The organism is Streptomyces venezuelae, from assembly GCF_008642315.1.
Lineage (GTDB): Bacteria > Actinomycetota > Actinomycetes > Streptomycetales > Streptomycetaceae > Streptomyces > Streptomyces venezuelae_D.
Genome location: NZ_CP029192.1, coordinates 578,037 through 591,792, shown reverse-complemented (window position 1 = coordinate 591,792; position 13,756 = coordinate 578,037). Strand labels below are relative to the sequence as shown.

Below are 13,756 nucleotides of genomic sequence, written 5' to 3'. Positions count from 1 at the left end.
CGCCCGCCGCCGGGCCCTCAGGTGCGGTGCGCGGGGAGCCAGCCGTTCTGGACCGCGTGGACGCCCGCCTCGAAGCGGCTGCGTGCCTGGAGTGCCTCCATGAGTTCGGCCGCGAAGCGGCGCGCGGTGCGCGTGGAGACGCCGAGGCGCTTGGCGATCGCATCGTCCTTCAGCCCCTGGGAGAGCAGCCGCAGAGCCTCGCGGTGCTGCGGGGTGAGGCCTTCGGCGTCCCGTTCCACCGTGGGCACCAAGGGGTTCGCGGCCTGCCAGGTGGTGTCGAACAGCTCGCACAGGGCCGTGATGACGCCCGGCCCCGTGAGGACCACGGCGCCGAAGCTCGCGTCCGTGGGGTCCAGGGGGAGGACGGCCTCGGTCCGGTCCGCGATGATCATGCGGATCGGCAGGCTGGGAGCGGTGCGGACGTGGCCGCCGCGCTCGTGGAGCCACTGGACGTGCCGGAGTGTGGGCTGGTGGTTGCGGACGCTGTCGAGGTAGATGGTCCGTACGGTGACACCGCGGTCCAGCAGGGTCGCGTTCGGCTTGCGGCTGGCCTGCAGGTCGCTCTCCGCATGGGCGCCGCCCGGAGCGAGGGTCATGATCTCGTGGCGGACCTCGGAGGCGAGTCGGGCGAGCCGGTCGCGTATCTCCTCCGCGCCGGTCAGCTCCTCGGTGTGTAAGCCGGCCGAGGGTCTGTACAAGGAGGCGCACTCCGCGACGAGTTGCGCGGCCGCGACCCTCGCGGTCTCCAAACGTTCCTGATGGGCGGCGAGTTCGGCCTGCTGGCGGGCGAGCAGCAGCTTCATGGCCTGTTCCGGGCCCAGTACCCGGAAGGTGCTGTCGGCCTTGGCGGCCGGTCGGACGAGTGCGAGGGAATGGAGCCGGTCGAGGCAGTTGCGTAACCGGTCCTCCGGCAGTGCGAGTCGCTGGGACAGGGCGGATATCCCGTCGTCACGATGGTCCAGCATGGCGCGGTAGACGCGTTCGGTGTCCGTGTCGAGTCCGAGTGCGGCCAGCATGAGGTGTGTCTCCCGATCGGTGAACGTGTCCGGAAAGGCGTGGGGGAGGGGAGCGCGGTGGTTTCCGCGACAGTCGGGGCAACCGGGCGATCAGCCTGTGGGTGGTCGTGCGGACACGGTGCGTCGACTTTTGGTGTGTGCATGGAGCATGGAATGAACTTCCGATGCGTGAGTGATCTTGTCAAGGTCGCCTTTCGGCCCACAAACCCATCCGTACGGGGCGGCCGAACCCGGCCGTCACTGTGCGGGAGCGGCCTCGTGCAGGCGGCTCCGCCGTTCGGCCGACAGATCGTCCGGGACGTACTGACTCCGTTCGGCGCCATGGAGGGCCGGGCTGACCATGACGGATGCCGAACCGTCGGCGGCCCGCGACGACTTCGCGGGCCGCGGGCGCGCGGCCTCCGGCTCGCTCGTGCCCGTCATGTCGTGCCAGGCGCGGGGCTGTAATCGAACCTGCCCGCGAAGGCGCATTCTTTACGACGGCTTGGCCATCGGCGGGCGCTGCGCGGGCGAGTGGGAGAGGTGACGCCGTCGGTCAGGGCGCCTTGGCCGTCCCGTCGGCCTCCGGCACCGGTGTGACGGACGACGCCCCGGACGCGGTGGGCCCCTGTTCCGTGCCGGGCGCGGAGTGCGACCCGGTCCGCAGGCCCAGTGCCCAGGCGGCCGCGGTCGTCAGGACGCTGAGGAGACCGGCCGCCAGGAACACCGGGCGGGGATCGCCGTGATTGAGCGTGGTGAGCGCACCGCCCGCGAGGGCTCCGACCGGGCTCGCCGCCAGCGCGGCCACCTTGGCCGTGGCGGTGACCCGGCCCAACAGGGCGCGTGGCACCAGACGTTGGCGCAGCGTGCGAATGAGTACCACCGCTGTCACCGTGGAACCCCCGAGCAGCAAATTCAGCACCAGCAGCGGGACCAGGGAGGTCGCCACCCCCAGGGACGCCAGGGTGGTCCCCAGACAGGCCGCGCTGAGCGCGATGAGGGTCTCGTGCCGCATGCGTCGGCCGAGACGGAGGGCCACCGCGGTGCCGAGCACTCCACCCACGCCGCCTGCCGCGACGACGGCACTCGCCTCGGAGGCGCTGAGGTGGAGGGTGTCGCGCAGGTAGAAGACCAGGAGGTAACCGACGGCGAGGAAGAGATTGGCGCTTGCCTGCAGGCAGGTCACCACGAGCACGACACGCAGGGACCGCAGACAGCGGAAGCCTTCGACCAGGTCGCCCCGCACTCCGCGCAGGGCCTCGCGCAGCGGCGGGGAGGGGGTCCTGCTCGCGCGGCTCTTGCCGCGCAGTACGTGCAGGACGGAAACGAAGGACACCGCGAAGGTGCAGGCGTTGACGAGGAGGGCGACCTGAAGGCCCCAGAGAGCCGACAGCACGCCGACCAGTCCCGGGCCGACGATCTGCGCGCTCTGATTCGCGGCCTCCAGGAGCGAGTTCGTACGGACCAGGCGTTCCTCCTCGACCAGGTCCCGCACCGCCACGGTCAGCGCGGTCTCGAAGAACACGCCGGCCCCCGCCGCGACGAACGCGAGGGCGACGATCACCGGGACGGTCAGCTGCGAGGTGGCCGCGAGTACGGCGAGGGTGAGGAAAACCCCGAACCGTACGACGTCCATGGTCAGCATGACGTTACGCGGGTTCAGCCGGTCGACCAGCGCACCGGCGGGCAGACCGACCAGCAGATAGCCGACGGTCCGCGGGATGGCGGCCAGCACCGCCGCGTACGGGGATCCGCTGACCTCGAGGACGAGCAGAGGAATCGCGAGGATCGCGAGGCCGTCGCCGATCAGCGAGACGCTCTGCCCGGCGAGGAAGACGCGGAACGCCAGGGGCGAAGGGCGGCCGGGCGCTGCTGAGGTCAAGGCATTCGTCATGAAGGCTACGTCTCCACCGGTCGTTCAGAGCTCTCTACGGGCTGCGAAGGCACGAGTCGCGTCAAGGGAAGCGGTAGAGGATGACGGCATCGACCCGCCCTGAATTCCCGGTCTCCATGGAATTCCTGGCGTCGCACGCTCAGAACACGATGCGATCGGCGAACGGCCCCCAGCAACCCCTTCGGCCTGGACGGTATCGGCCACTGCATTCATCGGCCAGCCACGGAACCATCCGGCAGCGGCCCGGGGAAAGGGCACCGCGGCTTTACGGGTGGTGTATCAATAGTGCGTCGGATGACGGACGGACGGCTTGGGTGTCAACCGCCGGTGAACCGGAGGCCGCTCTGTGAGGGGTGATGGGGGAAGGGGGAGCCATGTATCTCGTGCATGTCCGTCTGGACGGGCCCGCTGATGTGCCGCTGCCGGCGGGGACGAGGGCCGCCCTGACCTCCTGCGCTGAGCCGGGAGACGGCCTGGAACACGTCAGCGTGGACCCGGACGGGCCCGGCGGGCCCGTGGTCGGCCTCTTCCTGACCGCGCCGAGCCTGGCCGTCGCGGAACGGAGGGCCGCGGCCCTTTGCTCGCGATCACTCGCCGCGCATTTCCCCTTGGCGCCCTTCCGGATGGCGTCCTGCGGAGTGGTGCTGATTCCGGAGTTCTGGGATCGCATGGCGTCCCCGTCACCCGTGGACGGGATAGGACACAACATGTTCCGTCCACCGGATCCCCCTTCCGAAGGGGACGGCGAGTTGTCAGAGTAGGGGCACCGGCGAGGCGGGGAGAGCCAAAAGCACTCCGCGCGGTTTCCGGGATTTCGCCGAAAAGCAGAACGCAATTCACCGAAAGGCCGTTCCGTGAGACTCACCCCGACTTTCAGGACCGTCGCAGCCGGCTGCATCGCGCTCGGCGCCCTCCTCATGGCTCAGGCGGTCTCCCCGGACAGTGCTCAGGCATCCGCCCAGGTACGTTCCGAAAGCACGTCCGCCGCCACCGCGTCGGCGGGCGACCTGTCCCAGCTCATCCCAGGCGTGATGCACAGCGCCGATGTGACCTGGGGCAGTTGAGCCCCGGCGCTCCCTCCATCCCCGCCCCGCGGGCCGGGTGAGCGCGGCGCCCTCGTCGTACGCGACCACGCTCCGGCCCGCTACCGCGACACTCCGCACGGGTGAGCGGCGCGCACGGACGTGCGGGCCCACGCCAACCACGGGGTGACGTGCGGCCCAGGCCGATCACCGTGACGTAGCGCCGCGTCCCCGGCCGCAGTGGTCTCCCCTGGCCGGCGCCGAGCCGCCCGGCACCCGCATTGCCCCGGGACGTGTTCGCCGAGCACGCCCCTCGGCCGTGCGCCGCACATCCCTACCTCAGCGGAACCCTCAGAGGACCCCTCAGCGGAACCCGCCCCCGGCGCGGCGGCGGCGGCTTCGCGCGCCGCCGCCGCGCCCGGCCCATGCCTCCCCATCCCAGGAACTGACTGGAGCAACGCAGACCATGACCACTGTCGTCACCCCGCGTACCCAGGAACTCCTCGACCAGGGCTACACCCTGCTCGACGGCATCACCACCGACGAACAGGCCGCCGCGGCCCTGCAGGATCTCGGTGCCCTCATACCGCAGTACGACGGGCAGTTGCGCTACCAGGTGAAGGCCGCCCCCGGCTTCGAGGACCGGCGCTACTCCAAGAGCACCAACACCATCCTCGTGCATACCGAGGCACCCGGCTGGAGCCCGCCGCCCCGTTACCTCGCTCTCCACTGCCGGGTCCAGGCACAGTGCGGCAGCGGACAGACCGAACTCGCCGACGCGTACGCCTTCATCGCCTCCCTCAGCGAGGAGGAGCGTCGCACGGTGCAGGGCGAAGCCATCGACTGGGTCGGCCACAACACCGGTGGCACCGGCACCGCCGGAGTGCGCCGCCCCGTGGTGGAGAGCACTCCCGAGGGCCGTGACATCGTCCGGTTCAGCTACAACCTGCTGACAGCCGGCCACTACGACCCTCCGGTGGACGCCGACGTACCCGCCGACGAACTGCCGTTGGGCTCCCTGGGACGCGAACTGGCCGTGCGGGCCGAGACGTTCTTCCGGGACAACAAGGTGTCCGTCCTCATTCCGGAGGACTCCATTCTCGTCTGGGACAACCAGCGGATGCTGCACGCCCGTTCCTCCTACAGCGACGCGCGACGCCACCTGACGCGCTACTGGCTCCAGGAGTCCTGAGCCCCGACCACCCGCGGTGCCGGCAGGCACCGCTCCCCGTGAGGAATGTGATGAACAGCGACACCCCGATCCTTGAAGGCGGCCCCGACGACGCGGTCGGGCAGGAGATCCCGGGCCCCCCGCTCCCCGAGGGCATCCCGACCTTCGACCCGAACGACCCGGTGGAGAACGCGGTGATCCGCCGACTCGTCGGCAACTGGCACCGCCGTGCCACCGTCAAGCGGGAAGAGCCCGACCTCGACGAACTGTTCGACCTGTCACTGGCGGACTACCCCGAACGGATCCTGCCCTTCCGTGACCACCCGACCTTCCGCGGCCTGGACCCGGAGAAGCGGGCCGAACTGCTGAGCTGGGCGTGGATCGCGTACAACCGGCACACCGTCATGGCCGAGCAGAAGGTGGCCAACCCCGCGTTCGCGCTGGTCATGGAGGGGGAGTACCCGGGCCTCACCGGGGAGGCGCTCAACCTGTCGCTGGCCCAGGCGATGGTCGATGAGCAGTACCACACGCTCATGCACCTCAACGCGAGCGCGGTGACCCGCAGGAAGCGGGGGCACGCCATGCCGGACAACGCGCTGCCGCTCTCCCACACCGCGCGCGTCCACCAGGAACTGCGGGACCGGGCGGGAGAGCGCTGGGAGAAGTCCCTGACGACGCTGGCCTTCGCGACGGTCTCGGAGATCTCCATCAACGCGTACCTCGACCTGCTCGCCGAGGACACGACGATCCAGCCCATCAACAGCACGACCGCGAAGCTGCACAACCGCGACGAGTACTGTCACGCGTCCATCTCGCACGTGCTCGCCGAGATGGTCTACCACCACCTCGACACCCGCCAGCGCAGGTACTTCCTGGACATGCTGATGCAGGGTCTCGACGCCTTCGTGGCCAACGACTACACGACCTGGCACCGGATCGTCGACCTCGTCGGCATTGACGGCGGACACGAGATGCTCGCGGACTGCCAGGCCGACGCGGGCCGTGCGCGGCTGGTCCGCGACTACACCGGACTGCACAAGCTGGTGGAGCAGATGGACGTGGCCGACCAGGTGGACTTCGACTGGTCCCGCTCCCACATCGCCCACTGACGCTGCCCCGGCACGCGACCGGTGGCGGGTGCCCCGCCACCGAGGACCCATGAGGATTCCGTGTGAAGACCTACTCCCACGAACGCCTTGCGGCGCTCGCCCGCGACCGCGGGATGTCCGAGGAGTACCTGCGCGACCTGCGGGTCGTCTCCTCCGTCCTGCCCTTCAAGGTGAACGAGTACGTCGCCGACCAGCTCATCGACTGGTCTGCGGCGCCCGACGACCCGATCTTCCGGCTCACCTTCCCGCATCGTGACATGCTCCCGCCGGACGTCTTCGAGAACATCGCGGCCCTCCATGACAGCGAGGCGCCGCGCGACGTCGTGCGCAAGGCCGCCGCCGACGCCCAGGAACTGCTCAACCCCCACCCCGGCGACCAGCTCGAGGCGAATGTGCCGATGCTGGACGGACGCAGGCTCGACGGGCTCCAGCACAAGTACGACGAGACCCTGCTGGTCTTCCCCTCCCAGGGCCAGACCTGCCACGCGTACTGCGGTTACTGCTTCCGCTGGGCCCAGTTCGTGGGGGTGGCCGAACTCCGGCAGGCGCTGCGCTCACCCCAGGACCTCACCGGCTATCTGGCGAACCACCGCGAGGTCACCGACGTCCTCTTCACCGGCGGCGACCCCATGATCATGAAGACCGCGGTGCTGAAGCGCTGGATCGAGCCGCTCCTCGACCCGGCCATGGAGAGCGTGCGCACGCTGCGCTTCGGGACCAAAGCGCTCTCCTACTGGCCGGCCCGCTTCACCAGCGACGCCGACGCGGACGAGCTGCTGCGGCTGCTCGAACGCTGTGTCGCGGCCGGCCGGCACGTCGCGGTCATGGCGCACTTCTCCCACCCGAGGGAGCTGGAGACCCCGGTGGTGCGGGAGGCCATCGCCCGTGTGCGGTCGACCGGTGCGGTGATCCGCGCTCAAGCACCGCTGATCGCTCACGTCAACGACCGCGCGGACGCCTGGTCACGGATGTGGCAGCAGCTCGTGGAGCTCGGCGTGGTGCCGTACTACATGTTCGTCGAGCGGGACACCGGCGCCCGCAGCTACTTCGGTGTGCCGCTCGCCGAGGCGCTGGACATCTACAACAACGCCATCCGCGGCGTCTCCGGGCTTGCCCGCTCCGCCCGGGGCCCGGTGATGTCGGCCTCGCCGGGGAAGGTCCTGCTGGACTCGGTGACCGACGTCGCGGGGGAGCGGGTCTTCTCGCTGCGGCTGCTCCAGGCCCGTGACGCCCGGCTCGTGGGGCGGCAGTTCTTCGCGCGGTACGACCCGAAGGCGGAGTGGTTCGACGACCTCCGCCCCGCGCTGGGCTCCTGGTTCCCCGGGCAGGCGGAACCCGAAGCGTCCCAGCCGCCACCGGCGGGTGGCCGGTGAGGGTCACCGCGCACGAGACCAGCCTGACCCAACGTCACCTCTGGCGCTCCGCGCGGGAGGCCATCCCGGTCACGCGCACGGTCATCGTCGAGGCGGAGCAGGACGGCGTGTCCGGCTACGGCGAGGCGTCCTGCTTCATGACGGACCACTACAACTCCGGCCTGGAGCGCATGCACGCCGACTTGCGGCGAACAGCGCCCCTGCTGACGACGCTCGACGTCTGCGGGCCGGACGGCGACGCCGACATCGTCTGGCAGCGGCTGGCCGCCGAGCTGCCCGACTCCCCGTTCGTGCTCGCGGCACTCGACTCCGCCCTCCACGACCTGCGGGCCCGCCTGCTCGGCGTACCGCTGTGGAAGTCCCTGGGCCTGGACCGGCCGCACGACCTGCGCTCCAGTTACAGCATCGGCCTCGACACCCCCGAGGCGATGGCCGGGAAACTGCGCGAGCGGCCGGGCTGGTGCGCGTACAAGGTCAAGCTCGCGGACCCCGGCGACCTCGGCATCCTGCGCGAACTGCGCCGCCAGACCGACGCACCCTTCCTCATCGACGGCAACTGCGGCTGGGGCCCGGGCCGGCTCGTCCCCGCCCTGCCTCAGCTGCACGACCTGGGAGTGCGGCTGATCGAACAGCCCTACCCCCGCGCGGCCTGGGACGATGCCCGCAGCCTCAAGGAGATCAGCCCGATCCCCGTCATCGCCGACGAGAGCATCACCTCCCCGGCCGACCTGGACGCCTGCGCGGACGCGTTCCACGGCATCAACGTCAAGCCGATGAAGGCGGGTGGCCTCACCCCGGCCCTGGCCATGCTGCGCGCCGCACGGGAACGCGGCCTGATCACCATGCTCGGCTGCATGCCCGAGTCCGCCGCGGGCGTCACGGCCACCGCCCACCTCGGCGGTCTGGTCGACCACCTCGACGTCGACGTGGTCGACCTCCTCGCGGTGGACACCGGACAGGGGCTCGGCCTCGACGCCACCGGCCACGTCGCACTGCCCGACCGCCCGGGCTCCGGATACCTCCCGGACGCCACGGCCCACGGCTGGTACGTGCACCACGTCCCGGCCGAGCGTGCGCACCTCGTACGCCGTCAGGTGCCGGGCTGCGCACCGGCCATGCCGGGCGCCGGCCACCCGCGGGACGAACACCCGCAGGACGCACACCCCGCCACCCGGCACCTCGCGGTGCTGCTCCAGGGCCGTGAGGCGGGCGCCGTCTCCCTGTACGCCGAGGACCCACCGGCCGGCCACGACCTGCCGAACCCGCGCCCCGGCCGCGCCCGGCGCCTGCACGGCATGGCCACCCTCGGCGAGGTCCGCGGCACGGGTGCGGGCAGTGCGCTGCTGCGCACCGCCCTGACCGTCGCGGCCCTGGACGGCGCCGAAACGGTCTGGGGCCACGTCCCCGACGCGGCCCTCGGCTTCTACCGCAAGCACCGTTTCGACGTCCTCGGCCGGCCCCTGGACCTGCCGGGGGCCGGTCCCCATCACTTCGTGCACAGGAGCACCCGTTGACCACCGAAGCCCCGGCCGGGACACCCCGAGCCGAGCCCGCGCCGCCCGCCACGCGCCGCACCATCCACTCACGACAGGCACGAGAACTGGCCCGCGAGGCACTCATCGCGGCGGACCTGCCCCCGGAGCAGGCCGACCAGGTGGCCGAGGCGCTGGTCACCACCTCGCTGCGCGGCATCGACACGCACGGCCTGCGCCTGCTTCCGCAGTACCTCACCGAACTGTCCACCGAAGTGGCCCGCGCGGCGGCCGAGCCGACCGTGGTGCGGGACAAGGGCGCCGGACTGCTTTTGGACGCCGACGGCTCGCTCGGTGTCCTTGCCGGACTGAGGGCCGCACGCCTCGCGGCGGAGCGGGCCGCCCGGTACGGGGTGGCCGCCGTCGGCGTGCGCAACTCCAACCACTTCGGGGCCGCCTCGGTCTACACGCGCACCCTGGCCCGAACGGGCCTGGTGGGCATCGCCGTCACCTCGGCCGCCTCCCGGGTGGCACCGTACGGGGGCGTCGAGCCGCTGTTCGGCACCAACCCCATCAGCGTCGCCGCGGGCGGCGGCGACGAGGAATTCGCCCTGGACATGGCCACCAGCCAGGTCTGCTTCGGCGAGGTGAAGCAGCGCAGGGCCGAAGGGCGCGGCCTGGACGACGGCTGGGCCACCGACAGCGCGGGGCGGCCCACCACGCACCCCGATGAGGCGTACGCGCTCTCGCCGCTCGGCGGATACAAGGGGCAGGGCCTGGCCATGGCCGTCACCCTGCTCGGCGCCGTGCTCACCGGCACCGCACCCGACTGGCGGCTCTCCCAGGTCGGCGAGGGCGGCGCCGGATCGAGCCGCGGCATCGGACACCTCGTACTCGCCCTCGACCCGGGCGCGTTCACCGGCGCGGACGGCTTCGCCACCGGCCTGACGGACCTGCTGACCACGGTGCGCACCGCGACCGCCGCGACGGACCGGCCCGTGCTGGCTCCCGGTGACCCGCAACGCGCCCACGAGCGGCACCGGGAGACCCACGGCATCCCCCTGGACGCGGGCACCGCCGCCGCCCTGGACGAGCTCGCCGCGCGGCTCGGCCTCCCCGGGACCGAGGAGGCGTCCGCGTGATCCTCGTCCTCATCAGCCCCCGCCAGGCCGGGCTCCCGTTCGCCCAGTGGCTGCCGGAGGAGGCGGGCAGGCTCGTCGCGCTCACCGCCGACGGTGCCCCCGTGGGCGAGGGCTTCACGGAGGTCGTCACCGTCCCCGACTACACCGACGACGACGCCGTGCTCACCGCCGCCCGTGAGATGGCCCGCAGACACCGCCCCCGTGCCGTACTGGCGCTGGCCGAGGCCGACGTCGAGCGTGCCGCCCTGCTGCGCCGCGAGCTGGCCCTGCCCGGCCTCGACAGCACCGCGGCCGCCGCGTACCGCGACAAGGTCCTGATGAAGCGGTACGCGAGCGCCGCGGGCCTGCCCGTCCCCGCCTTCGCGCCCGTCGCAGGCGTGGACGACATCACGGACTTCATGGCCGCTCACCCCGGCCGGGTCGTGGTCAAGCCGAGGAGCGGCTCCGGATCGACGGGCGTGCACGTGCTCGACGCACCCGGCCAGGCGGACGCACTGGCCGAGCAGGTGGCGGGCGGCTCGTACGAGGTCGAGGAGTTCATCGACGGGACCCTGCACCACGTGGACGTCTTCCGGGCCGAGGGCGAGCCCGTCGCGGCCGTCGCCTCCCGGTACACCGGTGCCGGGTGTCTGACCCACTGGGAGGACGCCCCGCTCGGCTCGCGCAACCTCGACCCCGCCGACCCGCTCCACGAGCGCCTGGTCCGCGAGACATGGCGACTGATCGACGCGCTGCCGTCGCCGGACACCCTCTGCGCGCACGCGGAGTTCTTCGTCACCGACAGCGGGCGGATCGTGCTGTGCGAAGTGGCCGCCCGGATCGGCGGCGGTCCGATCCCCGCCATGCTCCGCCACATCCTGGGCACCGACCCGCGAGAGCTGTGGGCCCGCGTCGAGTGCGGGCTGCCCGTCGCGCTCGACGCCGTACGCGACCATGCGCGCACCGCCCCCCGCGCCGCCTTCTGCGGCATCCCGCCGAAGCACGGCCGGGTCCTGCGGCTGCCCGAACCGCCGCCCGGCACCACGGACTTCGTCCTCAACACCCGGGTCGGCGACGACTGGAGCGGGGAGCGCTACCGGCTGCGCAAGTCCGGCGACTTCCTCGCCACCTGGGTGCTCACCGACCCCGACCCTGCCGTCCTGGACAGCAGACTCGCCGCCACCGCACGACTGGTCGGCGCGGGCTTCGGCTGGGACGACACCGACTCCGGCCGGTACGACACCGACTCCGGCCGGTACGACAGCGAGCCCGGCCGGTACGACACCGACCCGCCCGCGCCGGTCCCCGCCACCTCGGGCCGCACCGCGGGAGGGGCGCGATGACCACGACGGCGGCCACCGCGCACCACGGTTCGTTCACGGCCCGGCTGCTCCCGCCCAGCCATCACCCGGCACACCACGACGGCACCGGGCACGACGCCACCGAGCAGAACGGTGCCGAGCAGAACGCCACCGGGCAAGGCGGCACCGATCTGATCTGGGACGACGCCCGCTGGCTGCGCTTCACCGCGCGCACCGACCTCCACGAGACGCACTGCCTCCAAGTGCTCGAAGAGGACCGACCGGTGGCCCTGGCCACGCTGCTCGTCACCCACAAGCCCGGCGGGCTGCTCTTCTACGACGCCCCGAGGCTGGCAGGCACCGCCTCACCCATGGCCGAGCCCGAACTCCTCGACGAGGCCGAGCGCGAACAGTGGGACCGCCTCACCGCCTCCCTGCCCGAGGGCCGCGCCGACCACTACCCCTCCCTGGCCCTCGCCACCTTCGGCAACCATCACGGCGTGGCCCACACCCACGGGCGCTCTCCGGAGCAGCGCCGGTCGGTCATGACGGCGCTCCCCGTCCTCCTCCAGCTGATCGCGGACCAACTCGGCTGCCGCAGCACGGCGTTGCTCTACGTGGGTGAGCCCGAGGCAGAGGCGGTGGACGCCGCCGCCATCCACGCCGGCTACCACGCGACGCTCCTCGGCGCCGACGCCGTGCACGAGTTGGGCGCCGACGACTGGGAGCAGTACGTGGCCGGGCTCAGCAGCCGCCGCCGCAGAGGACTGCGCAAAGAGGTCACCGCCTACGAGAACAGCGGCTTCCGCACCGTGGCCACCACCGGACCGGAAGCCCTCGACGACACGGTGACCGCCCTCCAGGTGGCCCACCGGGCGAAGTACGGACTGCCCGGCGGACACGACCGCGTCCGCCGCGACTTCGACGCCCTGCGCGAGGAGATCGGCGACTCGTGCGTCGTCCTCGGCGCCGTCCACGAGGACCGCGTGCTCGGTTTCGCGCTGTACCTCAGGGCGGGCGACGCCCTCTTCCTGCGCACCGTGGGCTTCGCCCCGGAGGCCTCCGGCTGCTACCTCGCCCTCACCTACCACGAGACCGCCCGCTGGGCACTGGAGAACGGCATCCGCCGCATCCACTACGGACTCGCCACCTACGAGGCCAAGTTCCAGCGCGGCTGCGCGCTGCGCCCCCGCTGGGGCTGGTTCGCCTTCCACGGGCCGGACGCCGACGTCTTCCGCCGGCTGCTGGACCTCCAGTCCCGCAGCATCGAACGCCGGCTGGAGCACGTCGGCAGCCCGGCCACCCCGGTCCCCTCCCGAACCCTCCCGCCCTCATCCATCTCTCACGGAGCCGCACGATGAAGCTCACGCCCACCAGCGACATCTGGATGGACGGCAAGTTCGTCCCCTGGGACCAGGCACAGGTTCACGTCCTCACCCCCAGCCTGCACTACGGCTGGGGCGTCTACGAAGGCATCCGCGCCTACCCGACGGAGCGGGGCCCGGCCGTCTTCCGGCTGCGCGAACACCTCCAGCGGCTGCACGACTCGGCGCGCGTCTACCTGATGGACCCCGGCCACAGCGTCGACGAACTCACCGAGGCATGCCTGGAACTGCTGCGCTGCACCGGCCTGGAGAGCGGCTACCTGCGCCCCCTGGTCTACCTCGAATACGGCACCATGGGCGTCGCTCCGCGCCTGGACAGCGCCAGGGTCGCCATCGCGGCCTGGCCCTGGGGCTCGTACCTGGGGGAGAAGGCCGAGCAGGAGGGCTGCCGGCTGATGGTCAGCAGCTGGCAGCGCAACGGCGTGCACGCGGTGCCGCCGCTGGCCAAGGCCACCGGCGCGTACGTCAACTCCGCGCTCGCCAAGGTCGCCGCGATCCGTGCGGGCTACGACGACGCCCTCATGCTCACCCCCGGCGGCCACGTGGCCGAGGCGTCCGCCGCCAACGTCTTCGCCGTACGCGACGGGGTGATCACCACCCCGCCGGTCAGCGACAACATCCTGCCCGGCATCACCAGGGACACCGCCATCACCCTCGCCCGCGACCTCGGCCACGAGGTGCGCGAGCAGAGCCTGACCCGCAGCGAGCTCTACGTCGCCGACGAGGCGTTCCTCACCGGCACCGCCGCCGAGATCGTCCCCATCGCCTCGGTCGACGACCGCCCTGTCACCGAAGCGGGCAGCGGACCGATCACGCGGCAACTGCGCCAGGCGTTCCAGGACGTGGTCCACGGCCGGACGGCCGACCCCCACGGCTGGCTCACCCACCTCTGACCACCCCCGTACGCCTGCTC

At 71.8% G+C, this 13,756-nt stretch carries 12 protein-coding genes; 9 read left to right on the top strand and 3 right to left on the bottom strand.

The window, feature by feature from the left end; translation table 11 throughout:
• Positions 1 to 17: 17 nt before the first annotated feature.
• From DEJ48_RS02685 to DEJ48_RS02675, 3 genes are all read right to left on the bottom strand, one after another.
• On the bottom strand, positions 18 to 1,016 hold the full coding sequence (locus DEJ48_RS02685) for a LuxR C-terminal-related transcriptional regulator (protein WP_150214105.1): 999 nt from the start codon (positions 1,014 to 1,016) through the stop codon (positions 18 to 20).
• Positions 1,017 to 1,253: 237 nt separating this feature from the next.
• Entirely contained in the window at positions 1,254 to 1,439 is a 186-nt protein-coding gene (locus DEJ48_RS02680; protein ID WP_150214103.1) for a hypothetical protein, read from the bottom strand.
• 112 nt (positions 1,440 to 1,551) lie between these two features.
• Positions 1,552 to 2,889, bottom strand: coding sequence for an MFS transporter (locus DEJ48_RS02675; protein ID WP_150214101.1), 1,338 nt, complete (start codon positions 2,887 to 2,889; stop codon positions 1,552 to 1,554).
• 854 nt (positions 2,890 to 3,743) lie between these two features.
• Here DEJ48_RS02675 and DEJ48_RS02670 point away from each other — a divergent pair.
• From DEJ48_RS02670 to DEJ48_RS02630, 9 genes are all read left to right on the top strand, one after another.
• Positions 3,744 to 3,953 carry a hypothetical protein gene (locus DEJ48_RS02670; protein ID WP_150214099.1) on the top strand — a complete coding sequence of 70 codons (210 nt, stop codon included), beginning with the start codon at positions 3,744 to 3,746 and terminating at the stop codon, positions 3,951 to 3,953.
• A gap of 424 nt (positions 3,954 to 4,377) precedes the next feature.
• Positions 4,378 to 5,103, top strand: a complete 726-nt coding sequence (locus DEJ48_RS02665) for a TauD/TfdA family dioxygenase (RefSeq protein ID WP_150214098.1) — start codon at positions 4,378 to 4,380, stop codon at positions 5,101 to 5,103.
• A gap of 50 nt (positions 5,104 to 5,153) precedes the next feature.
• Positions 5,154 to 6,191 carry an AurF N-oxygenase family protein gene (locus DEJ48_RS02660; protein WP_150214096.1) on the top strand — a complete coding sequence of 346 codons (1,038 nt, stop codon included), beginning with the start codon at positions 5,154 to 5,156 and terminating at the stop codon, positions 6,189 to 6,191.
• Positions 6,192 to 6,253: 62 nt separating this feature from the next.
• On the top strand, positions 6,254 to 7,564 hold the full coding sequence (locus DEJ48_RS02655; RefSeq protein WP_223831852.1) for a KamA family radical SAM protein: 1,311 nt from the start codon (positions 6,254 to 6,256) through the stop codon (positions 7,562 to 7,564).
• Positions 7,561 to 9,078, top strand: coding sequence for a GNAT family N-acetyltransferase (locus tag DEJ48_RS02650; RefSeq protein WP_150214094.1), 1,518 nt, complete (start codon positions 7,561 to 7,563; stop codon positions 9,076 to 9,078). The genes DEJ48_RS02655 and DEJ48_RS02650 overlap by 4 nt, the downstream gene beginning before the upstream one ends.
• Positions 9,075 to 10,178: an Ldh family oxidoreductase gene (locus DEJ48_RS02645; RefSeq protein ID WP_223831851.1), complete on the top strand. Its 1,104-nt coding sequence runs from the start codon at positions 9,075 to 9,077 to the stop codon at positions 10,176 to 10,178. The genes DEJ48_RS02650 and DEJ48_RS02645 overlap by 4 nt, the downstream gene beginning before the upstream one ends.
• Positions 10,175 to 11,500, top strand: a complete 1,326-nt coding sequence (locus tag DEJ48_RS02640) for an acetyl-CoA carboxylase biotin carboxylase subunit family protein (protein WP_223831850.1) — start codon at positions 10,175 to 10,177, stop codon at positions 11,498 to 11,500. The genes DEJ48_RS02645 and DEJ48_RS02640 overlap by 4 nt, the downstream gene beginning before the upstream one ends.
• Entirely contained in the window at positions 11,497 to 12,819 is a 1,323-nt protein-coding gene (locus tag DEJ48_RS02635; RefSeq protein WP_150214092.1) for a GNAT family N-acetyltransferase, read from the top strand. The genes DEJ48_RS02640 and DEJ48_RS02635 overlap by 4 nt, the downstream gene beginning before the upstream one ends.
• Entirely contained in the window at positions 12,816 to 13,736 is a 921-nt protein-coding gene (locus DEJ48_RS02630) for a branched-chain amino acid transaminase (RefSeq protein ID WP_150214090.1), read from the top strand. Before DEJ48_RS02635 ends, DEJ48_RS02630 begins: the two co-directional genes overlap by 4 nt.
• Positions 13,737 to 13,756: the final 20 nt, after the last annotated feature.

Coding starts and splice junctions, on each gene's coding strand:
- DEJ48_RS02685 (WP_150214105.1), bottom strand. CDS start 1,016: ATGCTGGCCGCACTCGGACTCGACACGGACACCGAACGCGTCTACCGC.
- DEJ48_RS02680 (WP_150214103.1), bottom strand. CDS start 1,439: ATGACGGGCACGAGCGAGCCGGAGGCCGCGCGCCCGCGGCCCGCGAAG.
- DEJ48_RS02675 (WP_150214101.1), bottom strand. CDS start 2,889: ATGACGAATGCCTTGACCTCAGCAGCGCCCGGCCGCCCTTCGCCCCTG.
- DEJ48_RS02665 (WP_150214098.1), top strand. CDS start 4,378: ATGACCACTGTCGTCACCCCGCGTACCCAGGAACTCCTCGACCAGGGC.
- DEJ48_RS02660 (WP_150214096.1), top strand. CDS start 5,154: ATGAACAGCGACACCCCGATCCTTGAAGGCGGCCCCGACGACGCGGTC.
- DEJ48_RS02635 (WP_150214092.1), top strand. CDS start 11,497: ATGACCACGACGGCGGCCACCGCGCACCACGGTTCGTTCACGGCCCGG.
- DEJ48_RS02630 (WP_150214090.1), top strand. CDS start 12,816: ATGAAGCTCACGCCCACCAGCGACATCTGGATGGACGGCAAGTTCGTC.